This window comes from Pseudoxanthomonas spadix (assembly GCF_003703395.1).
Taxonomy (GTDB): domain Bacteria; phylum Pseudomonadota; class Gammaproteobacteria; order Xanthomonadales; family Xanthomonadaceae; genus Pseudoxanthomonas_A; species Pseudoxanthomonas_A spadix.
This window is the reverse complement of sequence record NZ_RDQN01000001.1, coordinates 390,306-414,465: the sequence shown is the minus strand read 5'-3', so window position 1 is coordinate 414,465 and position 24,160 is coordinate 390,306. Positions and strand designations below refer to the sequence as shown.

26 protein-coding genes are annotated in these 24,160 nt (G+C 68.4%); 23 read left to right on the top strand and 3 right to left on the bottom strand.

Annotated features, from left to right (window positions below; translation table 11 throughout):
- The first annotated feature begins 35 nt into the window (after nucleotides 1-35).
- The 5 genes from D9R12_RS01910 (at nucleotide 36) to D9R12_RS01890 (ending at nucleotide 3,893) form a co-directional block, all read left to right on the top strand.
- Nucleotides 36-1,214 carry a CaiB/BaiF CoA transferase family protein gene (locus D9R12_RS01910; RefSeq protein ID WP_170159115.1) on the top strand — a complete coding sequence of 393 codons (1,179 nt, stop codon included), beginning with the start codon at nucleotides 36-38 and terminating at the stop codon, nucleotides 1,212-1,214.
- A 188-nt stretch (nucleotides 1,215-1,402) separates the two neighbouring features.
- Nucleotides 1,403-2,503: an alkene reductase gene (locus tag D9R12_RS01905; RefSeq protein WP_122227323.1), complete on the top strand. Its 1,101-nt coding sequence runs from the start codon at nucleotides 1,403-1,405 to the stop codon at nucleotides 2,501-2,503.
- 207 nt (nucleotides 2,504-2,710) lie between these two features.
- Nucleotides 2,711-3,373: a class I SAM-dependent methyltransferase gene (locus D9R12_RS01900; protein WP_083833512.1), complete on the top strand. Its 663-nt coding sequence runs from the start codon at nucleotides 2,711-2,713 to the stop codon at nucleotides 3,371-3,373.
- Nucleotides 3,370-3,693, top strand: a complete 324-nt coding sequence (locus D9R12_RS01895; RefSeq protein ID WP_122227319.1) for a YkgJ family cysteine cluster protein — start codon at nucleotides 3,370-3,372, stop codon at nucleotides 3,691-3,693. The genes D9R12_RS01900 and D9R12_RS01895 overlap by 4 nt, the downstream gene beginning before the upstream one ends.
- Nucleotides 3,694-3,707: 14 nt before the next feature.
- The gene (locus D9R12_RS01890; protein WP_122227316.1) at nucleotides 3,708-3,893 is read left to right on the top strand and encodes a hypothetical protein; all 186 of its coding nucleotides are present in this window, start codon (nucleotides 3,708-3,710) and stop codon (nucleotides 3,891-3,893) included.
- Between the two features lie 271 nt (nucleotides 3,894-4,164).
- Here the strand turns inward: D9R12_RS01890 and D9R12_RS01885 are convergent, their stop codons facing one another.
- Nucleotides 4,165-4,500, bottom strand: coding sequence for a zinc ribbon domain-containing protein YjdM (locus tag D9R12_RS01885; RefSeq protein WP_122227312.1), 336 nt, complete (start codon nucleotides 4,498-4,500; stop codon nucleotides 4,165-4,167).
- A gap of 155 nt (nucleotides 4,501-4,655) precedes the next feature.
- Here D9R12_RS01885 and D9R12_RS01880 point away from each other — a divergent pair, with 155 nt between their 5' ends.
- From D9R12_RS01880 to D9R12_RS01865, 4 genes are all read left to right on the top strand, one after another.
- Entirely contained in the window at nucleotides 4,656-5,612 is a 957-nt protein-coding gene (locus D9R12_RS01880) for a cation diffusion facilitator family transporter (protein ID WP_122227309.1), read from the top strand.
- 61 nt (nucleotides 5,613-5,673) lie between these two features.
- Nucleotides 5,674-6,432 carry a DUF6491 family protein gene (locus D9R12_RS01875; RefSeq protein WP_122227307.1) on the top strand — a complete coding sequence of 253 codons (759 nt, stop codon included), beginning with the start codon at nucleotides 5,674-5,676 and terminating at the stop codon, nucleotides 6,430-6,432.
- A 132-nt stretch (nucleotides 6,433-6,564) separates the two neighbouring features.
- On the top strand, nucleotides 6,565-7,047 hold the full coding sequence (locus tag D9R12_RS01870; protein WP_122227305.1) for an FKBP-type peptidyl-prolyl cis-trans isomerase: 483 nt from the start codon (nucleotides 6,565-6,567) through the stop codon (nucleotides 7,045-7,047).
- A 372-nt stretch (nucleotides 7,048-7,419) separates the two neighbouring features.
- On the top strand, nucleotides 7,420-9,297 hold the full coding sequence (locus D9R12_RS01865) for an ABC transporter ATP-binding protein (protein ID WP_122227303.1): 1,878 nt from the start codon (nucleotides 7,420-7,422) through the stop codon (nucleotides 9,295-9,297).
- A 74-nt stretch (nucleotides 9,298-9,371) separates the two neighbouring features.
- On the opposite strand, the gene D9R12_RS01860 is transcribed toward D9R12_RS01865, so the two are convergent.
- Together D9R12_RS01860 and D9R12_RS01855 are read right to left on the bottom strand one after the other, a co-directional pair.
- Complete coding sequence (locus D9R12_RS01860; protein ID WP_122227687.1) at nucleotides 9,372-10,169, bottom strand: amidohydrolase; 798 nt, start codon at nucleotides 10,167-10,169, stop codon at nucleotides 9,372-9,374.
- A 12-nt stretch (nucleotides 10,170-10,181) separates the two neighbouring features.
- Complete coding sequence (locus D9R12_RS01855; RefSeq protein ID WP_122227684.1) at nucleotides 10,182-11,330, bottom strand: pyridoxal phosphate-dependent aminotransferase; 1,149 nt, start codon at nucleotides 11,328-11,330, stop codon at nucleotides 10,182-10,184.
- 147 nt (nucleotides 11,331-11,477) lie between these two features.
- Here D9R12_RS01855 and D9R12_RS01850 point away from each other — a divergent pair, with 147 nt between their 5' ends.
- The 14 genes from D9R12_RS01850 to D9R12_RS01785 all read left to right on the top strand — a co-directional run bounded on the left by D9R12_RS01850 (nucleotide 11,478) and on the right by D9R12_RS01785 (nucleotide 24,147).
- Entirely contained in the window at nucleotides 11,478-11,957 is a 480-nt protein-coding gene (locus D9R12_RS01850; RefSeq protein WP_122227681.1) for a DUF3293 domain-containing protein, read from the top strand.
- A gap of 37 nt (nucleotides 11,958-11,994) precedes the next feature.
- Nucleotides 11,995-12,729 carry a heme ABC exporter ATP-binding protein CcmA gene (gene ccmA / locus D9R12_RS01845; protein ID WP_425479024.1) on the top strand — a complete coding sequence of 245 codons (735 nt, stop codon included), beginning with the start codon at nucleotides 11,995-11,997 and terminating at the stop codon, nucleotides 12,727-12,729.
- A gap of 4 nt (nucleotides 12,730-12,733) precedes the next feature.
- Nucleotides 12,734-13,420: a heme exporter protein CcmB gene (gene ccmB, locus D9R12_RS01840; RefSeq protein ID WP_014160676.1), complete on the top strand. Its 687-nt coding sequence runs from the start codon at nucleotides 12,734-12,736 to the stop codon at nucleotides 13,418-13,420.
- 160 nt (nucleotides 13,421-13,580) lie between these two features.
- Complete coding sequence (locus D9R12_RS01835) at nucleotides 13,581-14,636, top strand: DmsE family decaheme c-type cytochrome (protein WP_244671990.1); 1,056 nt, start codon at nucleotides 13,581-13,583, stop codon at nucleotides 14,634-14,636.
- 13 nt (nucleotides 14,637-14,649) lie between these two features.
- Nucleotides 14,650-17,178, top strand: coding sequence for an MtrB/PioB family outer membrane beta-barrel protein (locus tag D9R12_RS01830; protein WP_122227294.1), 2,529 nt, complete (start codon nucleotides 14,650-14,652; stop codon nucleotides 17,176-17,178).
- A complete protein-coding gene (locus D9R12_RS01825) occupies nucleotides 17,175-17,957 on the top strand; it encodes a c-type cytochrome (RefSeq protein WP_122227291.1) in 783 nt (260 codons plus the stop codon). Before D9R12_RS01830 ends, D9R12_RS01825 begins: the two co-directional genes overlap by 4 nt.
- A gap of 78 nt (nucleotides 17,958-18,035) precedes the next feature.
- Nucleotides 18,036-18,485, top strand: coding sequence for an azurin (gene azu, locus D9R12_RS01820; protein ID WP_122227288.1), 450 nt, complete (start codon nucleotides 18,036-18,038; stop codon nucleotides 18,483-18,485).
- 144 nt (nucleotides 18,486-18,629) lie between these two features.
- On the top strand, nucleotides 18,630-19,379 hold the full coding sequence (ccmC, locus tag D9R12_RS01815) for a heme ABC transporter permease CcmC (RefSeq protein WP_122227678.1): 750 nt from the start codon (nucleotides 18,630-18,632) through the stop codon (nucleotides 19,377-19,379).
- The gene (ccmD, locus tag D9R12_RS16220; protein WP_014160682.1) at nucleotides 19,376-19,549 is read left to right on the top strand and encodes a heme exporter protein CcmD; all 174 of its coding nucleotides are present in this window, start codon (nucleotides 19,376-19,378) and stop codon (nucleotides 19,547-19,549) included. Before ccmC ends, ccmD begins: the two co-directional genes overlap by 4 nt.
- Complete coding sequence (gene ccmE, locus D9R12_RS01805) at nucleotides 19,546-19,995, top strand: cytochrome c maturation protein CcmE (RefSeq protein WP_122227285.1); 450 nt, start codon at nucleotides 19,546-19,548, stop codon at nucleotides 19,993-19,995. The genes ccmD and ccmE overlap by 4 nt, the downstream gene beginning before the upstream one ends.
- A gap of 147 nt (nucleotides 19,996-20,142) precedes the next feature.
- On the top strand, nucleotides 20,143-22,068 hold the full coding sequence (locus tag D9R12_RS01800) for a heme lyase CcmF/NrfE family subunit (RefSeq protein ID WP_122227282.1): 1,926 nt from the start codon (nucleotides 20,143-20,145) through the stop codon (nucleotides 22,066-22,068).
- A complete protein-coding gene (locus D9R12_RS01795) occupies nucleotides 22,065-22,640 on the top strand; it encodes a DsbE family thiol:disulfide interchange protein (protein WP_170159102.1) in 576 nt (191 codons plus the stop codon). The genes D9R12_RS01800 and D9R12_RS01795 overlap by 4 nt, the downstream gene beginning before the upstream one ends.
- 59 nt (nucleotides 22,641-22,699) lie before the next feature.
- Nucleotides 22,700-23,140 carry a cytochrome c-type biogenesis protein gene (locus D9R12_RS01790; RefSeq protein WP_425479023.1) on the top strand — a complete coding sequence of 147 codons (441 nt, stop codon included), beginning with the start codon at nucleotides 22,700-22,702 and terminating at the stop codon, nucleotides 23,138-23,140.
- Nucleotides 23,140-24,147 (top strand): tetratricopeptide repeat protein, encoded by a 1,008-nt coding sequence (locus tag D9R12_RS01785; RefSeq protein ID WP_170159101.1) that lies wholly within the window; start codon nucleotides 23,140-23,142, stop codon nucleotides 24,145-24,147. The genes D9R12_RS01790 and D9R12_RS01785 overlap by 1 nt, the downstream gene beginning before the upstream one ends.
- Nucleotides 24,148-24,160: the final 13 nt, after the last annotated feature.

The following is a 24,160-nucleotide window of genomic DNA, read 5'->3' as shown; positions in this document are numbered from 1 at the left end:
CACCGGCCGACTTGCCTGCAACAGAGGATTGCTTGATGGCAGGGCCGTTGCAAGGCTTGAAAATTCTGGAAGTCGCCGGCATTGGCCCAGGGCCCTTCTGCGCAATGATGCTGGCGGACATGGGCGCCCAGATCCTGCGTATCGACAGGCTGGATGAGGTCGGCAAGGACCGCGACGGCGAATTCTTGAAACCGGGCCGCAGCAGCGTTCTCAACCGCGGGCGGCGCTCGTTGGCGCTTGACCTCAAGTCTGCGCAAGGTGTCGCAACTTTCCTGCAACTGGTCGAATCGGCCGATGCCTTGATCGAAGGGTTCAGGCCCGGGGTGATGGAACGTCTCGGCATCGGTCCCGAACCGTGCCATGCGCGCAACCCGCGTCTGGTCTACGGGCGCGTCACAGGCTGGGGGCAGGATGGTCCGCTCAGCCAGGCCGCCGGCCATGACATCAATTACATCGCCATCAGCGGCGCCTTGCATGCCATTGGACGTGCCGACAGTGGGCCGGTGGCGCCGCCGGCAATGATCGGCGATATCGGCGGCGGCGGGATGATGCTGGCGCTGGGCATTGTCAGCGCCCTGCTGGAGACCCAGCGCTCCGGGCAGGGCCAGGTGGTCGATGCCGCCATTACCGACGGTGCCGCGCTGATGGCATCGATCGTGTACGAGTTCAAGGCGATGAGGATGTGGAACAACGCGCGGCAATCCAACCTGCTTGACGGCGGCGCGCATTTCTACGACACCTATCAGTGTGCGGACGGCAAATGGATCTCGATCGGCTCGGTTGAACCGCAGTTCTACAAGCTGTTGCTCGACAAGCTCGAGATCAACGACCCGGCATTCGCGCCGCAGTTCGACACCGCCGCCTGGCCGGCACTCAAACAGAAGCTGGCCCAGGCGTTTCGTGGAAAGACCCGTGATCAGTGGTGCGCGCTGATGGAAGGCAGCGACGTGTGCTTTGCACCGGTACTCGATCTGGACGAAGCTCCCCACCATCCGCACAACGCCGCACGCAACACCTTCATCGAGCGTGATGGCATCACGCACCCGGCGCCGGCGCCGCGCTTCAGCCGCACCGCCACTGAACCGGGAGGTCCCGCGCCATATGCCGGCGAACACACCGAACAAGCGCTTGCCGACTGGGGGGTGACCGGCAGGGAGCCGGCGATGACCGACGCAAGCTCCATCGTCGGCACCGCTTCAGGCCGGCGGGATTAAAGCGATCGAGTCGGTGGCCGCGCACGACACCCGCGCGCTGCCCCAGTTAGCGTCAGCATGCGCATGCGCACGCGCGCCAACGCACCCTGCTGGACGCAGCGTTCCAATGGTGGGCCGGCCTTGCACCCGACGGCAACGCTGCGGCAGGCATCATCGCGGCCTTCGGATCCCCACCTTCGAGATACTCCATGACTGACGCCAGCATCCTGTTCTCCCCCACCACGCTGGGCGACATCGCTCTGGCCAACCGCGTGGTGATGGCACCGCTCACCCGCAATCGGGCCATCGAAGGCTGCGTGCCCACGCCGCTGGCCATCGAGTACTACCGCCAGCGGGCCAGCGCTGGCCTGATCATTGCCGAGGCCACCCAGATCAATCCACTCGGCCAGGGCTACCTGAACACGCCGGGCATCTACAGCCAGGCCCAGGTCGCAGGCTGGAAGGCTGTCACCGACGCAGTCCACGCTGCCGGCGGCAAGATCGCGCTGCAGCTGTGGCACGTGGGCCGGATCTCGCATGTGAGCCTGCTGCCCGCAGGCGAAGTTCCGGTCGCTCCCAGCGCCATCGGCGCCAACGCACAGACCTTTACTGCCAACGGCATGGAACAGGTCTCCGAGCCGCGCGCCCTGAGATTGGAGGAAATCCCGCAGCTGATCGCCGACTACCGCACCGCCGCGCGCAACGCCATCGGCGCCGGCTTTGACGGCGTGGAAGTGCATGCAGCCAACGGCTATCTGATCGACCAGTTCCTGCGCGACGGCAGCAACCACCGCACCGATGAATACGGTGGCAGCATCGAAAACCGCACCCGCCTGCTGGCCGAAGTGGTCGGCGCAGTCGCCGAGGAAATCGGCGCCGGCCGCACCGGCGTGCGCCTCTCGCCAGTGACCCCGGCCAACGATGCGCACGATTCCAACCCGCAGCCCTTGTTCGAACGCGCGGTCGAGCGCCTGGAGGCGATCGGCGGCCTGGCTTTCGTCCACGTGATCGAGGGCGCGACCGGCGGTCCCCGCGACGACATCCCTTTCGACTACGTCGCGCTCAAGTCCAGGTTCAGCGGCCCGTGGGTGGTCAACAACGGCTATGACAAGGCCATGGCGGTGGCCGCATTGAGCGAAGGAAGGGCCGATGCGGTCGCCTTCGGCCGCCCCTTCATCGCCAACCCGGATCTGGTCGAGCGCCTGCGCCTGGACGCGCCGCTGGCCAGTTTCAACCCGGACACGCTGTATGGCGGCGGCGCCGAGGGCTACATCGACTATCCGCCGCTGGAACTGTCCACTGCCGGCTGACCGAGCCGGGCACGGCCGAGCACGCCCTGCACGCCCTTCATCTGCGGTGAAGGGTCTGTGGAACACTTGTGCTATCATGCACACGTTCCACGCAGCTACACGCGCGTTTCGTCCGGCCACTCAGGCGCCCGTCTCTCGCTCTCTTTTTATCCGGTTTCATCCGGTCCGTCAGTCAGTGCATGCTGATGGATCCCAGCGGGAGTGCCCGTGTCGGGCTATCAGACCCAGATCAGCGATTACGCCTTTGGCGACCAGCATTTCCGTATCCGTGCCCTGAGCGACCTGCAGCAGTACGCAGACCCTGACGCGTCGGCCGCCGAGGCCGGCATTTCATCGGCCCAGTGGAGCCTGTTCGGCCACGTCTGGCCGGCTGGGCTGGTGCTCGCAGACGCCATGCAGATCCACGAAGTGGCTGGCAAGCGCGTGCTGGAACTGGGTTGCGGCCTGGGCCTGGCCAGCCTGGTGCTGAGCCGGCGCGGTGCGCAGGTGGTGGCCAGCGACCACCATCCGTTGGCCGAAGTGTTCCTGGCCTACAACGCTGCCCTGAATGATCTGGCCGCGGTGCCGTACCGGCGCATGGACTGGGCCACGGGCCGCGCAGGCATGGGCCGCTTCGACCTGATCATCGGCAGCGACGTGCTGTACGAGCGCGGGCCGACGCTGGCCCTGGCGGCACTGCTGCCTTCGCTGGCGCGGCCGGCGTGCGAGATCGTCATCAGCGACCCGGCGCGCGGCCATGCCGGGGTATTCGCCCGTGATCTGGCCGCGCATGGGTTTGTCCTGAGCACGCCGCGGCTGCCGTCGGCACCGGGCCGCAAGCGCCAGGCGCAGCTGTTGCACTACCAGCGCGGCGTCGGCGGCCAGGCGTGAGCTTCGATGCCGACAGCGGCCGCGATCCGTCGGTGCAGTGCGATGCCTGCGACGCGATCTGCTGCCGCCTGACCGTCGTGCTGGATGTCGACGACCGGGTGCCGGCCCACCTGACCACCCACACGCACGAAGGACTGCGCGTGATGGCTCGCGACGAAGAAGGCTGGTGCGTGGCGGTCGGCCCCGACATGGGCTGCACCATCTACGCAAGCCGGCCGGAAGTGTGCCGCCGCTTCGTGATGGGCGCCCCGTACTGCCGCGACATCCGGCAGGTCCACCACGACCAGCTGCGCCGCGGTATTCCCTTGACGATGTACTGACCCAGGAGATTCCAATGCCCCGTACCAGTTCCAAGATGACCATGGCCAGCAAAGGCAAGAGCGGCAATGAGAAAGGTGGCGCGCTGACCCACGAGCGCATCAAGGCCGACCTGGAAGCCTTCCGCAAGGCAGGTGGCCGGGTCGAAGTGCTCGGCAATACCCGCGTGCTGAAAAAGGTCGACAGCCAGGAAGGCGCTTGATCGCGCCTGCCGTGGCAGACACAACAAAGGCCGCACGAGCGGCCTTTGTTGTGTGCGTTGCGCGCCGCCCGCCGGTAGTGGTCGCTCAGTCCGGCTAACGGGCTTGCGGCGTCGGTGATGCGAAAATCGGGTCTGGAGCACGCTCGGCACCGGGCGGCGTGGCCCGGCGCCATCACCTGCCACGGCGCATGCGTGCGCGTTCGTGAACTCGACCGGTGGAGGCATGTGCCGCTGCTCGATCCGCTGCCGTCGCCGGGTTGAAGCGCAGCGCTCAGGCCCTGCGCAGGAAGCAGGTCTTGAGTACCAGGCCCTTGATCTTGTCCGAGTGGCCTTCGATGTGCTCGGCGTCGCCTATGACCAGGCGGATGCCGCGGATCACGGTCCCCTGCTTGAGCGGAATCGATGACCCCTTGACCTTGAGGTCCTTGATCACCACGACCGTATCGCCCTGGACCAGCACGTTGCCGTTGCTGTCGCGCACGACCACCGAGGGCTCGGCCGGCGTCTGCGCCGCCCACTCGAAGCCACAGTCCGCGCAGACCATCAGCGCGCCATCGGCATAGGTGTTGTGCAGCGTGCATTGCGGGCAGGCGATTGGATCGGACATGGGTATCGGTCGGGACAGGGCATGCGATTGTAGCCGCCGCCGTAGCGATCGGGGTCGCCAGGTCGCGGGCGTGACGAGAGCACCTGCATATCTCACGTGGTGCGGACGCCAGCCTGACCAAGATGACAGCTGCCCTCGCCTCTCCGCCTTGATCCATGGCCAGACCCTCCGGCCCACGCCTTGTCGTTTACGCCGCACTGGCCGGCAACCTGGCCATCGCCATCGCCAAGTTCGTCGCGGCCGGTTTTTCCGGAAGCTCGGCGATGCTCAGCGAAGGCGTGCACTCGCTGGTGGACACCGTCAACGAACTGCTGCTGCTCTACGGCCTGCACCGTTCGGAAAAGCAGCCCGACCCGACCCATCCGTTCGGCTACGGGCGTGAGCTGTACTTCTGGAGCTTCATCGTGGCCCTGCTGGTGTTTGCCGCCGGCGCCGGGGTGTCAGCCTACGAGGGCATCCACCACATCCTGCATCCCGAACCGGCCACCAACCATCTGGTCAGCTACCTCGTGCTGGGTGTGTCGATCGTGTTCGAAGCAGGCTCGTGGCTGGTCGCGCTGCGCGAGTTCCGCAGCACCAAGGGCAAGTTGGGCTATTTCGAAGCCTTCCGCCGCAGCAAGGACCCGTCGATCTTCACCGTGTTGCTGGAAGACACTGCGGCGCTGCTGGGCCTGGGGATCGCCTTGCTCGGCGTGGCCTCGGCCCAGCTGCTGCAGATGCCGGTGTTCGATGGCGTGGCCTCGCTGGGCATCGCCGCGCTCCTGGCCACGGCGGCCTTCCTGCTGGCCCGCGAGACCAAGGGCCTGCTGATCGGCGAATCGGCCCACCCCGAGTTGGCCCAGGCCATCCTGGACGTGGCCAACGGCGACCACGACCTGCGCAATGCCAACGGCGTGAACACCATGCAGATGGGCCCCAACCAGGTGGTGGCCACGCTCAGCGCCGAGTTCGAGGACGACCGCGCCACCCCGCAGATCGAAGCCTGCATCACCCGCATCGAAACGGCGGTCAAGCAGCAATTCCCCGAACTGACCGCCCTGTTCGTCAAGCCGCAGGCGCCGGAAGTCTTCAGGGCCCGCCGCGCGGCGATGGCCAGGCCGCCCACCGGCTGAAATCCGGCTGCCGCCACGCATGCTTTATGATGGATGATCTTCATCATCAAGGAGCGATGAGATGAACAAGCCGCTTGCCCTCGCCGCCCTGCTCGCCTGCAGCGGACCCTCGCCGCAGGCGCAGGCCACCTCGGCGCAGCCGCAGCGCGTGCCGCCCGGGCCGCAATGCCTGGACGCACGCCACGTCAGCGACGCCCGCCAGGCAGACCCACGCACGCTGGCCATCGCCAGCGGCATCAGCCAGTTCCATCGGGTGACCCTGGCCACGGATTGCCCCGGCGTGGACACCGCCCATTCGGCGCAGCTGCTGGCCCACGACGGCTGGGTCTGCGGCGATCCCAACGAATTCGTCCAGGCCGACGACCAGCGCTGCGCGGTCGCCAGCGTTGCGCCGATCGACGGCAGGACCTTCGCGGCGATGGCGCGCCAGGCCGACCAGGCAGACGGCGTGGCCACACTCGATACGGTCAAGGTGCAGGGACCGCAGCGCGGCCAGGGTTTTCGCGGCTCACCCAGCTACTGCTTCGCCCCGCGCTTCGTGCGCTCGTGGTCGGCAGATCCCGGCGGCCTGCTGGTGGAAGTCTCCCGTCGCCACCCCGGTGGCCATGGCTGGTACCGGGTGGAGCTGTCTGGCAGCTGCCCCGAACTGGCGCGCAGCCCGCAAATCAATTTCCGCTCGCGCATGGACCTGGGGATGATCTGCGGCAATCCCGGCGATGTGGTCGTGCCCACCGCGCGCCCGGAAGGCTTCGCGAACGGTGGCCTGGGCGCCGCGACCTGCAACATCGGGGCGGTGTATCCGACCAGCAAGGTCAACTGAACGAGGTACGACGCGGACGCCTCGCGCGGTTGTATCGCACCGGGCCTTTGCCTAAGGTAGTGCGGCAATTGCAATCCGCGTCGTGAAGCTGCCGGCGTATCCCTCACTGTCAACTTTCAACGGAGGTTTCCCATGGAGATCATGGACGGCCGCGTCGCCACCATTCATTACACCCTGACCGACGACGACGGCATCGTCATCGACAAGTCCGCGCCGGAGGCGCCGCTGAGCTACCTGCATGGCGCCGGCAACATCGTGCCCGGCCTGGAGCAGGCGCTGACCGGCAAGCAGCCCGGTGACACCCTGACCGCCGAGGTGCCGCCGGAGCTGGCCTACGGCCCGCGCCACGAACAGCTGGTCCAGCAGGTCGCGCGCGCCGCGTTCCCCGAAGGCGCCGACATCAGCCCCGGCATGCAGTTCGAAGCCCATGGCGACCGCGGCCCGCTGGTGGTCATGGTCACCGAGGTCGGCGAGGCCGAGGTCACCATCGACGGCAACCATCCGCTGGCCGGCCGCACCCTGCACTTTGCCGTGGAAGTGGCCGGGGTGCGCGAACCGACCGCTGACGAGCTCAGCCACGGCCACGTGCACGGCCCGGGCGGCGCGCACGACTGACCATTGACCTCTGCGCGCTTGCTTGCGTGCGAGACGATGAAGCCGGCCATCGCGCCGGCTTTTTTATGGCGGGTCTTGACCCGCCATCCACGGCCAATGCCGTGCGCCCGTTGCCGCTCGGCCGGTTCGCGTGGAGGTGGAGCGGATGGTGACAAGGGCGGTGGCGAGTCGAGACCCCCGCCTACGGCCTTGTCGGCTTCGGCACGGATGCGTGCGGGGTGATGTACCGCAATGGCGGGTCGAGACCCGCCCTACACGGCCGGAGCGCTTGGGTGCGAAGGACCCGGTCCGTGGCTGCAACAGGCGTGGACGACATCGCGCGGGTGCGCCGGCGTTCACCGCTGAGACCGGCAGAACGGGACACCAGGCACAATGAGGGCCATGGCATCCCCTTCTGCGGCCGCGCGAACCGGCAAGAGTCCCAGCCTGCGCGAGCGCTTCGAGGCGATGCGCAACCTGCCGCCGTTCCTGCGCATGGTCTGGTCCACCAGCCCGTGGCTGACCGTGGGCAGCCTGGGCCTGCGCCTGGTCAAGGCGCTGCTGCCGGTGGCCACGCTGTATGTGGGCAAGCTGATCATCGATGAGGCCGTGCGTCTGGTCGGCGCCGGCCCGGGTTTCGACTCACTGAGCCAGGCGCTGGCCAGTGGCCAGCTCTCCAGGCTGGCCGAGCTGCTGCTGCTGGAGTTCGCCCTGGCGATCGGCTCGGACCTGCTCGGCCGGCTGATCAGCTATGCCGACACGCTGCTGTCGGAGCTGTTCACCAACGCCACCAGCATCCGCTTGATGGAACATGCCGCCACCCTGGACCTGGAGGATTTCGAAGACCCGGACCTGCAGGACAAGCTGGACCGTGCGCGGCGCCAGACCATGGGTCGGATGAACCTGCTCAGCCAGCTGTTCGGCCAGGTCCAGGATGCGATCACCGTGGTCAGCTTCGGCATCGGCCTGCTGGCCTACGCGCCATGGCTGATCGTGCTGCTGATGGTGGCGCTGGTGCCCGCCTTCATCGGCGAGGCGCACTTCAACGCGCTGGGCTATTCGCTCAATTTCCAGTGGACGCCCGAGCGCCGCCAGCTGGAATACGTGCGCCAGACCGGGGCCAGCGTGGAAACGGCCAAGGAGGTGAAGATCTTCAACCTGCACCGCTTCCTGATCGACCGCTACCGCATGTTGTCGCTGAAGCTGTTCGACGCCAACCGGGTACTGGCCAAGCGCCGCGCGATCTGGGGCACGGCCCTGGCCGGGCTGGGCTCGCTGGGCTACTACGTGGCCTATGCCTACATCGCCTGGCGCACGGTCAAGGGCGATTTCTCGATCGGCGACCTGACCTTCCTGGCCGGCAGCTTCCTGCGCCTGCGCCAACTGCTGGAAGGCCTGCTGGTCGGGTTCTCGCAGGTGGCCGGCCAGGCGCTGTACCTGGACGATCTGTTCTCGTTCTTCGCCATCCAGCCGGAAATCGTCTCGCCGGCTTCGCCTGCGCCGTTTCCCATGCCGATCCGGCAGGGCTTCGTGTTCGAGAACGTCGGTTTCCGTTACCCCGATGCCCAGCACTGGGCCGTGCGCCATCTGGATTTCGAACTCAAGGCCGGCGAAGTGCTGGCCCTGGTCGGCGAGAACGGCGCCGGCAAGACCACCCTGGTCAAGCTGCTGGCGCGCCTGTACGAGCCGGACGAGGGCCGGATCCTGCTGGACGGGCGCGACCTGCGCGATTACGACCTGGACGAACTGCGCGCCAACATCGGCGTGATCTTCCAGGACTTCGTGCGCTATTACCTGACCGCCGGCGAGAACATCGGCGTGGGCCGGATCGAGGCGATGGACGACACCGCGCGCATCCGCCAGGCCGCCCACAGCGCGCTGGCCGACCAGGTGATCCAGGCCCTTCCGGCCGGTTACGACCAGTTGATCGGGCGCCGCTTCAAGACCGGCGTGGACCTGTCCGGCGGCCAGTGGCAGAAGGTCGCCATCGCCCGCGCCTACATGCGCCGGGCGCAGGTGATGATCCTGGACGAACCCACCGCCGCGCTGGACGCGCGCAGCGAGTTCGAGGTGTTCCAGCGCTTTCGCGAGCTGTCCGCGCAGCGCACCGCGGTGCTGATCTCGCATCGGTTTTCGTCGGTGCGCATGGCCGACCGCATCCTGGTCCTGCACCTGGGCCGGATCGAGGCGGTGGGCACCCATGAAAGCCTGCTGGCCGCAGGTGGCCGCTACGCCGAACTGTTCGAACTGCAGGCCGCCGGCTATCGCTGAGCGCTGCCTACGCCCCCCTCATCTGCCCTGCGGGCATCTTCTCCCCCACACGCGGGGGGAGAACCGGACGCGTCTTAGCGCAGTTCGAAGCGGTCGGCATCCAGCATCGCCGGGAAGTGCTCGCGATGCGCACGCAGTGCCTCGGCCGAGACCGCCGCGTAGGTGATGCCTTCGGACCCATCGGCCTCGGCCAGCGGCTGGCCCAGCGCATCGAGCACCACGCTGTCGCCGCAATAGCGATGGCCGTTGCCGTCGGTGCCGACCCGGTTGACCGCCGCCACCACGCACAGGTTCTCGATCGCCCGCGCGCGCAACAGCGTCTGCCAGGCATAACGGCGCGGCGAAGGCCAGTTGGCCACGAACAGCTGCAGGTCGAAATCCAACTGGCCCGGACGCTCCACATCGAAGCGGTTGCGGCAGAACACCGGGAAGCGCAGGTCGTAGCAGACCTGCGGATTGATCCGCCAGCCCTTCCATTCCACGCTCAGCCGCTCGCGGCCAGGTGCGTAGCGCTTGTGCTCGCCGGCATAGCGGAACAGATGGCGCTTGTCGTAGTAGGCCAGCTGGCCGTCCGGGGTGGCCCACAGCAGCCGGTTGAACACACCCTGCTCGGTGCGCAGCTGCACGCTGCCGGTGACCGCCGCGTTCAACTGCACGGCCTGCTCGCCGATCCAGGCCACGGTCGGCCCGTCCATGCCTTCGGCCTTGTCGATGGCCTCGTTGGAGAAGCCGCTGGTGAAGGTCTCCGGCAGGATCACCAGGTCGGCGTTGCCCGCCGTCGGCGCGATCAGCTCGCCGTAATAGCTGCGGTTGCCGGCCGGATCGTGCCAGCGGGTCGCGCCCTGGACCAGGGCGATGCGTAGATCCTGCATGGGTGCCTCCATCTAAAGCTTGGCCAGTCGTTCGATTGCCGCATCCAGCGTGGCCGCGTTCTTGGCAAAGCACAGCCGCGCCAGACGCTGGCCGGGCGGCGGGGTCTGGTAGAACGGCGACAGCGGAACCGCGGTGACGCCATGCTCGACGGTCAGCCACTTGACGAAGGCGATGTCCTCCAGGTCGCTGACCGCCGAATAGTCCACCAGCTGGAAATAACCGCCCGGCACCGGCAAGGGCTTGAGCCGGGTGCCCAGCAGCTGCGCGCGGAAACGGTCGCGCTTGGCCTGGTAGAACGCGCCGAGTTGCTCGTCATGCTCCGGCTCGGCGTCCAGCATCGCGGCAAAGGCGTACTGGGCCGGGGCGAAACTGGTGAAGGTGTTGTACTGGTGAACCTTGCGGAATTCGGCGGTCAGCGCTGGCGGCGCGATCGCGTATCCGATCTTCCAGCCGGTGCAGTGGTAGGTCTTGCCGAAGCTGGACACCACAAAGGCGCGCGCGGCCAGTTCCGGCCAGCGCAGCACCGATTCGTGGGCGCGGCCGTCGAACACGATGTGTTCGTAGACCTCGTCGGAGACCAGGAAGATCTCGGTGCCCTGCAGGATCCTGCTCAGCGCTTCCAGGTCGGCCTTGCCCAACATCGCCCCGGTCGGGTTGTGCGGGCTGTTGACCATGATCAGCCGGGTCTTCGGCGTGATCGCCGCGCGCACCTTGTCCCAGTCCACCGCAAAGGTCTGCCGGTCCAGCGCCACGTGCACCGCCCTGGCACCGGCCAGCTCGATCGCCGGCTCGTAGCTGTCGTAGGCCGGGTCCAGCACGATCACCTCCTCGCCCGGACGCACCACCGCGTGGATGGCATCGAACAGCGCCTCGGTGGCGCCGCTGGTCACGGTGATCTCGGTCTCGGGATTCACCCGGGCGCCGTAGCAGCGCAGGACCTTGTTGGCGATCGCCTGGCGCAGTGGCGCCACGCCGGCCATCGGCGGGTACTGGTTGTGACCGGCGCGCATGGCCTTGTCCAGCTCGTCCACCAGCCGCTGGGGCACCGGGAAATCCGGGAAGCCCTGGCCCAGGTTGACCGCGCCGTGTTCGCTGGCCAGCTGCGACATCACGGTGAAGATGGTGGTGCCCACGCGGGGCAACTTGGTCTGCGGCAGCATGGAGGCGGCGTCCGGCCTGTTCATGAGGGGCCGGCCAGTGTACGCAATGCACCGCGCCCGCCGGCCAATGCACCGCACCTCGGCGCGCGCGGCGACTCGACCTTCGGCTGATGGCGTGCCTGTCCCGAACTGACCATGATGCGCGCCATGACAGGGGACATCGAGCGGACACCGCCAACGCTGGGCGAACTGGCCAGGCTGTATGCGGCCGCGCATTACTTCGTGGCGGTAGGCCGGCAGGAATGGCTGTTCCAGGTCGGCCAGCCAGCCGGCGACGTGGAGCGCCAACTGGAGGCGCGCAGTTTCCAGTTCGTGACTGCATGGAACCCGCATTCCAGGCCCGCCGGCGAGCACCGCAACCTGGAAGCCGGCCAGGCGCTGGAGGCCAGGCTGCTGGAATCGGGCCTGACCTTCCACCGCGCGCTGGGCTGCAACGCCCAGGGCGGCGCGATCGAGCACGGCTGGCTGGTCCTGGACCTCGCACCCGAGCAGGCCGATGCGCTGGCCCGCGACTTCGGCCAAGCCGGCACCGTGTACTGGCACGCAGGCGAGCCGGTGCGGCTGCGGATGCAGCACCCCCAGCCACACGACTGCGCCGACGACGCGTTCACCGATTGGATCGCCTGAGCCAGCGCCAAGCCGCGCTGGATGATCGCGTCCTACAATGCGCGCGATGAGTTCCGACACCTCGCGCCCGCCCCTGCTGTCCGTCCAGGCACTGGCGTTCAGCCGCAACGAGGAACCGGTGTTCGGCCCGCTCGATTTCCAGGTCGACGCCGGCGAGGCACTGCTGGTCCAGGGTGGCAATGGCGCCGGCAAGACCACCCTGCTGCGGGTCCTGGCCGGCCTGCTGCGGGCCGACCAGGGCCATATCGTGCTCGATGGCGTGCCCGCCACCAGCGCCGCACGCGCCCGGGCGATGGCCTACCTGGGCCATCTGCCGGCACTGAAGGCCGACCTGGGCGCGCTGGAGAACCTGGAATTCCTGTGCGGCCTGCATGGCCGCCGCCCGAACCAGCAGCCGATCCAGGCCATGGCCCTGACCGGCCTGGCCGGCTACGAGGACACCCCGGCCCGCCAGCTCTCGGCCGGCCAGAAAAAACGCCTGTCGCTGGCGCGCATGTGGCTGGCGCCGGCACCGCTGTGGCTGCTGGACGAGCCCTACGCCAACCTGGACCTGGAAGGCATCACCCTGGTCAATCGCCTGGTCGCCGCGCACCTGCGCAGTGGCGGCGCGGCATTGGTCACCACCCACGGCGCCTATGCGGCGCCACCGGTGCGCACGCGGATGCTGGAGTTGGGTGCCCCGTCGTGCCTGGCAGATACCCTGTCGGCCTCTGCGACGGTGAACGCCCCGCCAAGGGCGGCGGGGCCGGGCCATCCAGAGGCGGGAACGTAGCGTCATGGACGGCATCGTGACGCTTCCCGGCGTGGCCGCGGCGCTGTTGAAGCGCGACCTGCGCCTGATGTGGCGCCGCCGTGGCGATGCCTTCCAGCCGGCCCTGTTCGCGCTGCTGGTGGTGGTGCTGTTTGCCCTGTCGCTGGGCGGCGCGCCGCAGCTGCTGTCAAAGGTCGCCGCCGGCGTGCTGTGGCTGGCGGTGCTGCTGGCCGGGCTGCTGGCACTGGACACACTGTTCCGCGGCGATGCCGAGGACGGCTCGCTCGAACAATGGATCCTGGCACCGGTGCCGCTGGCCTGGCTGGTGGCCGTGCGCGTGCTCAGCCACTGGCTGACCACTGCCCTGCCGCTGGTGGTGGCGACCCCGCTGCTGGGCGAACTGCTGCAGCTGCCGCATGCGCAACTGCCGGTGCTGATGGCCTCGCTGCTGCTGGGCACGCCGCTGCTGAGCCTGCTCGGCGCGGTGGTCGCCGCACTGACCGTGGGCATGCCTCGCTCCGGCATTCTGTTGTCACTGCTGGCCCTTCCGCTGTACGTGCCGGTCCTGGTGTTCGGCGCCGGCAGCGTGGCGGCCAGCGCGCAGGGGCTCGATCCGGTGGGCGCGCTGCTGTTGCTGGCCGCCGGCCTGGTGGCAGCGCTGGTGCTGGCGCCGCTGGCGGCGGCTGCGGCGATCCGGATCGCATTGAACTGAGACCGGTGGCCGCTGCTGGTCCGGCCCGGAACCTGTCGTTCATGCTGCGTTGCAGCTTGACGTTGTAGGCGCTCGCGCGTGACCCTCATCCCAACATCACTTACGGCGTAGCCCAGCCGCCGCTCGTTGCGGCATCGCCAGGTGCGCGGGGATGGAACGGATGCGCCGATTCATGCTGGTGATGATGTGCGTGGCAGCCGCTGGCGCGCTGGCGATCGCGGCGTGGGTGGCACCGTCCTCCGCCTCCGGCATGGACCAGGCCAGGGTCAAGCTTCCCTCGACCCACTTCGGCGCCGAAAACCCAGCGGCCGTTCATGGATTCTCGCAGGTGACCGGGTTCGACCAGGCCAAGGTGGCGGTCAATCCGCAGGCCCCCGACGCCACGCCCGTGGGCCAGGCCACCTGCACCGCCTGCCACGCCAAGGAAAACCAGAACTTCACCCACACCACCCATGCCCTGGGCATGAACGCGGCCCTGGCCGCCAATCCAAATACCGCCACTTGCGAGGCCTGCCACGGGCCCGGTTCGCAGCATGCGCAGAACCCGTCGCTGAAGGGCGCGATCATCGCCTTCACCAAGGACCGCGGCACGCCGATCAAGACCCAGACCGAAAGCTGCCTGGGCTGCCACGCAGGCGGGCCGCGTGACCAATGGCTGGGCTCGATCCACCAGCGCAACCAGCTGTCCTGCAGCGACTGCCACAACCCGATGGCGCAGTTGTCCGCCGAAGGACTGGAAGCAAAACAGTCGATCAACGAGACCTGCGCCACCTGCCACAAGGACATCCGCCAGCAATTCAACCGGCGCTCGCACATGCCGTTGCCGGAAGGCCAGATGGCCTGCGTGGATTGCCACAACCCGCACGGCACCATCAGCGCCTCGCTGCTGAAGACCGATACGGTCAACGAAACCTGCTACCAGTGCCATGCCGAAAAGCGCGGGCCGTTCCTGTTCGAGCACGCGCCGGTGCGCGAGAACTGCCTCAACTGCCACACCCCGCATGGCTCCAATCAACACGCGCTGCTGGTGGCGCCGGTGCCGATGCTGTGCCAGCAGTGCCATTCGCATACCCGCCATCCGAACGACATGTTCAGCGAACAGCAGCTCGCCACCGGCATGGCGCCGGACGAGCGCCTGATGGGGCGCGGGTGCGTGACCTGCCACGCGCAGGTCCACGGCTCCAACAATCCTGCAGGTCCACGGTTCCACAAGTAAGGGGAGTGCGGCGATGCGCAAGCGCCAACGCAATACCGCCCTGCAACTGGCCACCTTGACCTCGGCGTTGCTCGCGTCCAGCGCGTTGGCCCAGGACACCGGGCTGGGCACCGACCTCCAGTTCGGCAACGCCCTGGATCCCAGCAGCGGGCCCGCCGTCTACGGCTGCGATCCCGATGGCGCCAGCTGGCTGAACGGCGAGCGCAAGCGTACGCCGACCGGCTTCCTCTATGCCTGCCCGATCGCCTGGCCGGAATTCAAGGGCCAGGGCCCCTGGCAGTATCGCGGCACGCTCACGCTGGGTTACCTGGGCGTCTCCGGCGACGCAAACAACATGATCTGGCGGCGATTCTCGAACTGGGACGATGGCGCCTACCTGGGTGCGGACCTGCGCTTCGAGAAGCCCTCCGACGGCAGCTACTTCGACCTGCGCGCCAGCCGCCTGGCCGATGACAGCCAGTACGTGCGCGCCGTTTTCGGCCGCGCCGGCAAGTACCGCGTGCAGGCCTTTGCACGCAGCCAGCCGAACATCACCAGCGGCAACGCGCGCTCGATCTGGGATGGGGTGGGCAGCAACCACCTGACCCTCAAGGACGGCCTGACCCCCGGCGCCAGCACCCCGGCGCAGGTCGCCGCGGTCTCGGCCGCGCAGCCGGAACGGCTGCTGACGGTGGTGCGCGAAAAACAGGGCGTGGGCATCAACTACCTCATCAACACGCGCTGGGCGGTATTCGCCAATGCCAGCCACGAATCCCGAGAGGGCGCGCGGCCGTTCGGCGGTCCGTTCTTCTTCAACTTCGCCTTCGCCGACAACGGCGGCGCCTACGAGACCCCGCGACCCATCGACGACAGCACGGTCAATTTCAACGGCGGCGCGCGCTTCGTCGGTAACCTGTGGCGGATGGAGTTCGCCTACTCCGGTTCGTTCTTCCGCAACGCCAAGCGCAGCTTCGACTACCAGGTGCCGTTCGGGCTGACCCCGGTGGTGCCGGGCCTGACCTCACCGGTGCTGACCGATGGCTCGTTCTCGTACGAGCCGGACAACGACTACCACCACCTGCGCACCAGCTTCAGCCGCAAGGTCGCCTGGAACGGCACCGCCTCGCTGACCGCCTCACTGGGAACCATGCGCCAGAACGACCAGCTGGTTCCGTCCATGGCCTGCCAGGGCCAGTTCGGCATCGCCGGCATCCCGGGCACGCTGTTCGACTGCGCGAACTGGAACACGACGCAGTCGCTGTCGCGGCAGCGCTCGGACCTGAGCATCAATACCCAGATGGTGGATGCGCGCGTGGTCCTGGCACCCAGCGATGCGCTCACCTGGCGGGCGAACGTCAAGTATGACCGCCAGGACTACGACGGCACCTACCGGGCCTACAACCCCCTGACCGGCCAGTGGGGCTATCCGTCGGAAAATGGTTCGCAGGGCAGCGTGGTTCCCGGCGAGGCCGGCATCTGGGACCGCCTGTCCAGTCCCGCTTCGCTGACCAGGATCCGCAACCTGCCGCTGGACCGCGAACTCAACGAGATTTCCTTCGGCGGCGACTGGCGCGTCGACGAAAGGAACACGCTCGGCGCCACCTATACCTTCGACCGCACCGAACGCACTCACCGCGAGGTCGCCACCACGCGCGATCATTCGCTGAAGCTCAACTGGAGCAACCGCGCACTGGACTGGCTGAGCTTGCGCGCCAACTACACCCACCTGCGCCGCACGGGCAGCGAATACGATTACGACCCCTACGAATTCACCATGTCCAGATCCTTGCCCGGTTACGTGCCGCCGGTCACCGGCGACTTTGCCCATACCGTCGATGCGCTGCGCAAGTACGACGTCGGCGGACGGACCCAGGACAAGATCGACCTGATGGCGACCTTCACCGCGCCGCGCGACATGACCTTCTATGCCTCGGTGCGCGGCGACTGGAACGACTACGACGCCGTCCTCGGACGCCAGGGCTACGACACCATCGGCGGCAGCCTGCAATGGGAATGGCAGCCGAACCCGGCCACCATGGCCAGCGCCTGGTACGGCTACGATCGCTCGACCCTGGATTTCGCCAACGTCAACGACGCCGTCCTGCTGCCGGATCCCAGCCTGGGTGGCGCGACCTATCCGGAGGCCAACCGCTGGTGGATGCACGATCGCCAGCGCAACCACTACGCCGGGGCCAACCTGAGCCGGCGCATCGGCCGGGCCACGCTCAACGCCGACTGGAACTGGACCTATTCGCGCGGGTTGACCAGCTACCGCTATGCCTCGCCGACCGCCCTGGCCAATCCGACGGCCGCCCCGCTGCTGACCGGCCGGTTCCCGGCCATGGTCTATCGCACCCATGCGCTGACCCTCGGCCTGACCATCCCGATCGCCCGGGACTTCAGCCTGCGCCTGTTCGATTCCTACCAGCGCGGCAACGTCTTCGACTGGCACTACCTTGGGTTCGAGGATGGACAGGTCATGGACCATCGCGTCTACACCGACGGCGGCCCGGAGAACTACAGCGTCAACATGGTCGGCGTGCTGCTGGAGATTCAGCTATGAAGCCCTCGCGTCCGCGGCGGTGGATCGCGGCCGTGGCGACGGCGGCGGCCTGCGCCTGCGTGGCGGCCATGGCGATGGCGCAGGGCGTACCGGCCACCGCCGCGCAGGCGCAGGCCGAGCCAGCCGCCGCTCCGGTGGCGGTGCGCTACCTGGACCTGCGCCGACCCGAGCCGATCCACGGCGACGCCGCAGCGGGCAAGGCCAAGTCGGAGGTGTGCGCGGCCTGCCATGGGGTCACCGGGACCGCGACCACAGCGATCTTTCCGAACCTGGCCGGGCAGCGCGCCGAGTACCTGTACTGGGAACTGGTCGAGTACAAACGCGGCGCCCAGCCCGAATCGCCCATGACCCCGCTGGCCGCGGGCCTGAGCGAACAGGACATGCGCGACCTGGCGGCGTACTACGCCAGCCAGCAGCGACAGCCGGCTGCACAGGACCCACAGGCCACCGTCGACCCGACCCTGGCCGAAGCCGGCCGCCGACTGTTCCTGAACGGCGATCCGGACAAGGGCATTCCGCCCTGTCAGGGCTGCCACGGACCCGAGGCCCTGGGATACCCGCTGGCCGCACAGGCCGATGGCGCACACCTGTCGCCCTACGCCCTGTACCCGGCGCTGCGTGGGCAGCAGTCCACCTACCTGCAGTCGCGCCTGAATGCCTTCCAACAAGGCACCCTGCTCGACTCGACCAACGATATGATCATGCATGGCGTCGCCCAGCGGTTGGATGCGCAAACCATCGAATCGCTTGCGGCATGGCTATCGAGCCTGCCACCCTGATCGGACCATTGCCCCTCGGCAGGCCGCGTCCGGCTTTCTTCGTTTCCTGCCAGGCTGACCCACAAGGAGTTATCCCGCATGTTGTGCAAAACGCTTGTCGCCGCCGTCCTGTTCGCCTCGTTCCCGCTTGTCGCCGGAGCGGCCACCTGCTCGGCCGATCTTGAGGGCAACGACGCCATGAAATTCAGCATGGCCACCATCGAGGTGCCCAAGAGCTGCACCACCTTCACCATCAATCTCAAGCATGTCGGCAAGCTGCCAAAGAATGTAATGGGCCACAACGTGGTGGTGGCCAAGAGCAGCGACATGGCGGGGGTCAACGCCGACGGCGTCAAGGCCGGGCTGGCTGCCGACTACGTCAAACCGGGCGACAACCGGGTGATCGCGCACAGCAAGGTGATCGGCGGTGGTGAGAGCACCTCGATCAGCATTCCGGTGGCCAAGCTGAGCGAAGGCCCGTACTCATTCTTCTGCAGCTTTCCCGGCCACTCGGCGCTGATGAAGGGCACCCTGACCGTGAAACCCTGATGCCGGTGGCGGCAGGCAGCGTGTCGCGTGCTTGGCTTGGCCGGGAGAGTCGGTGAAAATAGCGGCTCCGGCAGCGTCAGGGTGCGTGCCACCGGGTGCCCGCGTGCGCCAGGGCCCCTTTCAGCGAGCGATGCGATGTCCGACATGAATCCGCTGGTCCGCTGGTTCCATCAACTGGGTTCGCCACCCTATTTCGACCGGTTTGCCGCGCGCTGGTCGCCCTGGTGCCATCTGGCGGGCCTGGTCCTGCTGGGGATCGGGCTGTGGCAGGCGTTGTTCGTGGTGCCGGCCGACTACCAGCAGGGCGACAGCTTCCGGATCCTCTACATCCACGTGCCCAGCGCCTGGATGAGCCTGTTCGTGTTCGGGCTGATGGCGCTATACGCAGCCATCGCCCTGGTCTGGCGGATCAAGCTGTGCGAGGTCCTGGCGATGGCCTGCGCGCCGATCGGCGCCGCCTTCACCGTCATCACCCTGGCCACCGGTTCGATCTGGGGCAAGCCGATGTGGGGCACGTGGTGGGACTGGGATCCGCGCCTGACCACCGAGCTGATCCTGCTGTTCCTGTACCTTGGCGTGATGGGCCTGTATGCCGCCATCGAAGACCGCCGCGCCGCCGCGCGCGCCGCCGGACTGCTGGCCATCGTCGGGGTGGCGCTGCTGCCGGTGATCCGCTATTCGGTGGTGTGGTGGAATTCGCTGCACCAGGGCCAGACCATCCGCCTGCTGGGCCAGTCCAGCATGGACGCCAGCATGATCATGCCGCTGTGGATCATGGTTCTGGCGACCAAGTTCTGGTTCGCCGGCTCGCTGCTGGCGCGCGCCCGTGCCGACAACCTGCGCCGCGAAGCCGGCAAGGACTGGCTGACCAGGCTGGCCGGAAGCAGCCCATGAGCTACCTGCCCTACGTCATCGCCGCCTACGCGGTCTTCGCCCTGGTGCTGCTGTGGGACTTCTTGGTCCCGCGCCTGCAGGTGCGCCGGCTGCTGCGCGATGCGCGCCTGCGCGGCAGCCGCCGGCGTCCCGCCCCGGCGCCGGCCGCCGATACCGAGCTGGTGCGATGAACCCGGTCCGTCGCCGCCGGCTGCTGCTGGTGCTGGTGGTCGTGGCCGCCGCGGGCCTTGCGACCGCGCTGGTGGCCATGGCCCTGCAGCGCAACGTGGCCTACCTGTACACGCCTTCGGAGGTACTCAAGGGCCAGGCCGGCGGCCAGGCGCGGTTCCGCCTGGGCGGCATGGTCGAGCGCGGCTCGTTCCAGCGCGGCGAAGGCTCGCTGGATGCGCACTTCCGGGTGACCGACGGCGATGCGCAGCTGCCAGTGGTCTACACCGGAATCCTGCCGGACCTGTTCCGCGAGGACCAGGCGGTGATCGCCACCGGCACGATGCGCGGTGGCCGGTTCGTCGCCACCGAGGTGCTGGCCAAGCACGACGAGCGCTACATGCCCAAGGAAGTGGCCGACAAGATGGGCAAGGCGCATGTGAAGCATCGAGTGGAGACGGCGCAGTGAGGCTTGATGGAGCCGGGACCCATGAAGCCGGGACCCGGGACCCGGGACCCGGGACCCGAAAAAATCAAGGGCGGCGGTGGCCGGGCTCGCGCTCCTGTTCTTGCTCTTCCGGGTCCCGGGCCCCGGGTCCCGGGTCCCGGCTTCCCCATGCTTCCTGAGCTTGGCCAGGTCGCGCTGATCCTGGCGCTGCTGGTGTCATGCGTACAGGCCGTGCTGCCGCTGGCCGGCGCGCAGCGCGGCACGCAGGCATGGATGGCGGTGGCCCGGCCGGCCGCCTATGCGCAGCTGGCCAGCGTGCTGCTGGCCTTCGTGGTGCTGACCGCGGCCTTCGTCGGCCAGGATTTCTCGGTGAAGTACGTGGCCGAGAACTCCAACTCCCTGCTGCCCATCGTGTACCGCTACACCGCGGTGTGGGGTTCGCACGAAGGCTCGCTGCTGCTGTGGGCGCTGGTGCTGGCGCTGTGGACCGCGGCGGTGGCCGAGTTCTCGCGGGCGCTGCCGGAGCGGGTGGTCGCGCGGGTGCTGGGGGTCATGGGCATCATCAGCGTGGGCTTTCTGTCGTTCCTGATCTTCACCTCCAATCCGTTCGCGCGGCTGCTGCCGGCCGTTGCCGAAGGCCGCGACCTCAACCCGCTGCTGCAGGACCCGGGGATGATCATCCACCCGCCGCTGCTGTACCTGGGCTACGTGGGCTTCGCGGTGCCGTTCGCCTTCGCCATTGCCGCGCTGCTGGAGGGCGAAGTGGACGCGCGCTGGCTGCGCTGGACCCGGCCATGGACCAACGTGGCCTGGGCGTTCTTGACCGGCGGCATTGCGCTGGGCAGCTGGTGGGCCTATTCGGAACTGGGCTGGGGCGGCTGGTGGTTCTGGGACCCGGTGGAAAACGCCAGCTTCATGCCGTGGCTGGCCGGTGCGGCGCTGATCCACTCGCAGGCGGTGACCGAGAAGCGCGGCAGTTTCCGCGGCTGGACCCTGCTGCTGGCCATCGCCACGTTCTCGCTGTCGCTGCTGGGCACCTTCCTGGTGCGCTCGGGCGTGCTGACCAGCGTGCATGCGTTCGCCGCCGATCCAACGCGCGGCCTGTTCGTGCTGGTCTTCCTGGGGCTGGTGGTCGGCGGTTCGCTGCTGCTCTACGCGCTGCGTGCACCGCAGTTCGATGACGGTGCGCCGTTCGCCGCCGGCTCGCGCGAGACCCTGCTGCTGGCCAACAACGTGCTGCTGGGCGCGGCCTGCGCAATGGTCGCGCTGGGCACGCTGTATCCGCTGCTGGCCGATGCGCTGGAGCTGGGCAAGATCTCGGTCGGCCCGCCCTATTTCAGCCTGCTGTTCACCCTGCTGATGACGCCGCTGGTGCTGCTGCTGCCGTTCGGCCCGCTGTTCAAATGGCAGCGCGAACAAGCCTCGCGGGTGATGGCAATGCTGCTGCCATGGGCAGCGCTGGCGCTGGCTGGCGGCGCGGCGGCGTTCTTCCTGGCGCCGCAGGGCAAGTGGAAGGCTGCCGCGGCGATTGTCGCTGCGCTGTGGGTGGCCGGCGGCACCGTGCGCTTTGTCTGGAGCCGGCTGCGCGCGCAGGGCCGGATGACCGCCGAGATGCTGGGCATGAGCCTGGCGCACTTCGGCCTGGCGGTGTTCCTGATCGGCGCGCTGATGGTCGAGGCGCTCAACGTGCAGCGCGAGGTGGCGCTCAAGCCCGGACAGCACGTCGAGGTGGCCGATTACGGCTTCAGCTTCGACGGCGTGGCCCAAACCCAGGGCCCCAACTACATCGCCGACCGCGCCACCGTGCAGCTCAGCCGTGGTGGCGAGCCGCTGCAGACCCTGCATCCGGAAAAGCGCGCCTATGCCGGCGGCGGCCAGGTGATGACCGAATCGGCGGTGCGTGCGGGCGTGCTGGGCGATGTGTACGTGGCGCTGGGCGAATCGCTGGGCGACGGTGCCTGGGCGGTGCGCATCCAGGTCAAGCCGATGGTGCGCTGGATCTGGGCCGGCGCGGTGCTGATGGCGCTCGGCGGCCTGGTCACCGCCACCGACCGCCGCTTCCGCCGCCGCAGCAGGGAGCCGCAGCCGGCATGAGCGCCGCATCGCAACGACGCGGCATCTCGCGTACCGCAATGGTGATCGGGATGCTATGCCTGCTGGCGGTGTTCGCGCTGCTGCTGGTGTCGGTCCAGCGCTCGGACCGTCCCGACCGCCAGGCCCTGCCCTCGACGCTGATCGGCAGGCCGGCGCCGGCCACGGTGCTGCCGTTGCTGCACCAGCCCGACAGGACGCTCGATTTTGCCACCCTGCGCGGCAGGCCATACCTGCTCAACGTGTGGGGCAGCTGGTGCCCGGAATGCCAGGTCGAACACCCCGTCGTCAGCGCCTTGGCCAGGACCGGCAAGGTGCGCGTGATCGGCTACGACCTCAAGGACGAGCCGGCCGATGCGCTGCGCTGGCTGGACCAGTTCGGCGATCCCTACGACACCATCGTCAGCGATGTGGAAGGCAGGGCCTCGCTGGACTGGGGCATCTACGGGGCGCCGGAGACCTTCCTGATCGACGCAGCCGGCATCGTGCGCTGGAAGCATGTCGGCCCGCTGGATCAGGCCGTGGTCGAAGCCGAACTGCTGCCGGCGCTGGCCAAGGCCGGGGGCGCGCGGTGATCGGGAGGTCGGCCGCGGGAAACAGCAGAGCAAGCGCCGCGCCCGGCAGGCACAGGCGCGTGGCCTGGCTGCGCGGCCTGTTGTGCATCTTTACCCTGCTCATCGCCGGCCACGTCCTGGCCCAGGTCAGCGACCCCACGCCGCTGAACTTCCGGGATGCCGCCGAGGAAGCCCGGTTCAATGCGCTCACCCACGAACTGCGCTGCGTGATGTGCCAGAACCAGTCGCTGGCCGACTCCAACGCGCAGATCGCTCAAGACCTGCGCCGCGAGGTCCTGCAGCTGATGCAGTCGGGCCGCAGCGACGCGCAGATCAAGAGCTACCTGGTGGAGCGCTACGGCGAGTTCGTGCTCTACCGTCCGCAGGTCCAACGCAACACCTGGCTGCTGTGGTTCGGCCCGCTCCTGCTGCTGGCAGGCGGCGCGCTGGTGGTGTGGCGGGTGGTGCGCCGGCGCAGCGCACGCGCGCTGCCGGGCGCCGATGACGGACAGGAATGGTGATGGCCAGTTTCGTCGTGGCGGCGGTATTGCTCGGCCTGCTGGTGCTGGGCGGCGCGCTGTGGCCATTGTGGCGCCGCGCGCCGCGCGCCGCTGGCGGGCTGCTGGTCGCGCTGGGGGTGTGCAGCCTTGCGCTGTACCGGCTGGTGGGGACGCCGCAGGCACTGCAGCCGCACGCCACCCAGGCGCCGGCCACGATGGATGCCGCCATCGCCCGCCTGCAGGACGAACTGCAGCGCAACCCGCAGGCGGCCGAAGGCTGGCAGTTGCTGGGCCGCGCGCTGGCAGCGCAAGGCAAGCCCGAGCAAGCGCGCGATGCCTTCGCCCGCGCCGCCCGGTTGCTGCCCGATGACCCCGACGCACTGGTCGAAGCCGCGCAGTCGCGCAGTCTGGCCGATCCGCAGCGGCGCCTGGACCAGGAAGCCGTGACCATGCTCGAACGCGCACTTGCGCTGCAGCCCAGCCATCAGCGCGCGCGCTGGTTCCTGGGGGTGGCCCAGCGCCAGCGCGGCCAGCCCGCGCAGGCCGCCGCGACCTGGGAGCCGCTGCTGACGCAGGTCGATGCCAGTACCGCCAACAGCCTGCGCGCGCAGATCAATGCCGCCCGCACCGAAGCCGGACAGCCGCCGCTGCAAGCCGACGCGCCCGCCGCCGCACCGGCCAGTGCCGGCGTGAACGTCGAGGTATCGCTGGACCCGGACCTGGCCACACGCGTGCACCTGTCCGGCGACGCCACCGTGTTTGTCATCGCCCGCCAGGCCGGCGGCCCGCCGATGCCGGTGGCCGTACAGAAGCACACCCTGCAGGACCTGCCGCTGCGCATCACCCTCGGCGACACCGACAGCCCGATGCCGACCATGAAGCTCTCCGCGTTGAAGGAGGTCGAACTGATCGCGCGCCTGTCGGCCAGCGGCAACGCCCAGCGCGGTGAGGGCGACCTGGAATCGGCGCCGGTGCGGGTGAAGTTGCCGGCCAAGGATCCGGTCAAGCTGGTGATCGGCGGCAGATAGCGCCGCCGGGCCC

Excerpts from the sequence above, each read along its gene's own strand:
- D9R12_RS01910 (WP_170159115.1), top strand. The coding sequence starts at position 36 with ATGGCAGGGCCGTTGCAAGGCTTGAAAATTCTGGAAGTCGCCGGCATT.
- D9R12_RS01850 (WP_122227681.1), top strand. The coding sequence starts at position 11,478 with ATGACAGGGGACATCGAGCGGACACCGCCAACGCTGGGCGAACTGGCC.
- D9R12_RS01865 (WP_122227303.1), top strand. The coding sequence starts at position 7,420 with ATGAGGGCCATGGCATCCCCTTCTGCGGCCGCGCGAACCGGCAAGAGT.
- ccmD (WP_014160682.1), top strand. The coding sequence starts at position 19,376 with ATGAGCTACCTGCCCTACGTCATCGCCGCCTACGCGGTCTTCGCCCTG.
- D9R12_RS01870 (WP_122227305.1), top strand. The coding sequence starts at position 6,565 with ATGGAGATCATGGACGGCCGCGTCGCCACCATTCATTACACCCTGACC.
- D9R12_RS01890 (WP_122227316.1), top strand. The coding sequence starts at position 3,708 with ATGCCCCGTACCAGTTCCAAGATGACCATGGCCAGCAAAGGCAAGAGC.
- D9R12_RS01785 (WP_170159101.1), top strand. The coding sequence starts at position 23,140 with ATGGCCAGTTTCGTCGTGGCGGCGGTATTGCTCGGCCTGCTGGTGCTG.
- ccmE (WP_122227285.1), top strand. The coding sequence starts at position 19,546 with ATGAACCCGGTCCGTCGCCGCCGGCTGCTGCTGGTGCTGGTGGTCGTG.
- D9R12_RS01800 (WP_122227282.1), top strand. The coding sequence starts at position 20,143 with ATGCTTCCTGAGCTTGGCCAGGTCGCGCTGATCCTGGCGCTGCTGGTG.
- ccmC (WP_122227678.1), top strand. The coding sequence starts at position 18,630 with ATGAATCCGCTGGTCCGCTGGTTCCATCAACTGGGTTCGCCACCCTAT.
- D9R12_RS01825 (WP_122227291.1), top strand. The coding sequence starts at position 17,175 with ATGAAGCCCTCGCGTCCGCGGCGGTGGATCGCGGCCGTGGCGACGGCG.
- D9R12_RS01885 (WP_122227312.1), bottom strand. The coding sequence starts at position 4,500 with ATGTCCGATCCAATCGCCTGCCCGCAATGCACGCTGCACAACACCTAT.
- D9R12_RS01835 (WP_244671990.1), top strand. The coding sequence starts at position 13,581 with ATGCGCCGATTCATGCTGGTGATGATGTGCGTGGCAGCCGCTGGCGCG.
- ccmB (WP_014160676.1), top strand. The coding sequence starts at position 12,734 with ATGGACGGCATCGTGACGCTTCCCGGCGTGGCCGCGGCGCTGTTGAAG.
- D9R12_RS01875 (WP_122227307.1), top strand. The coding sequence starts at position 5,674 with ATGAACAAGCCGCTTGCCCTCGCCGCCCTGCTCGCCTGCAGCGGACCC.
- ccmA (WP_425479024.1), top strand. The coding sequence starts at position 11,995 with ATGCGCGCGATGAGTTCCGACACCTCGCGCCCGCCCCTGCTGTCCGTC.
- D9R12_RS01860 (WP_122227687.1), bottom strand. The coding sequence starts at position 10,169 with ATGCAGGATCTACGCATCGCCCTGGTCCAGGGCGCGACCCGCTGGCAC.
- azu (WP_122227288.1), top strand. The coding sequence starts at position 18,036 with ATGTTGTGCAAAACGCTTGTCGCCGCCGTCCTGTTCGCCTCGTTCCCG.
- D9R12_RS01880 (WP_122227309.1), top strand. The coding sequence starts at position 4,656 with ATGGCCAGACCCTCCGGCCCACGCCTTGTCGTTTACGCCGCACTGGCC.
- D9R12_RS01830 (WP_122227294.1), top strand. The coding sequence starts at position 14,650 with ATGCGCAAGCGCCAACGCAATACCGCCCTGCAACTGGCCACCTTGACC.
- D9R12_RS01795 (WP_170159102.1), top strand. The coding sequence starts at position 22,065 with ATGAGCGCCGCATCGCAACGACGCGGCATCTCGCGTACCGCAATGGTG.
- D9R12_RS01855 (WP_122227684.1), bottom strand. The coding sequence starts at position 11,330 with ATGCTGCCGCAGACCAAGTTGCCCCGCGTGGGCACCACCATCTTCACC.
- D9R12_RS01905 (WP_122227323.1), top strand. The coding sequence starts at position 1,403 with ATGACTGACGCCAGCATCCTGTTCTCCCCCACCACGCTGGGCGACATC.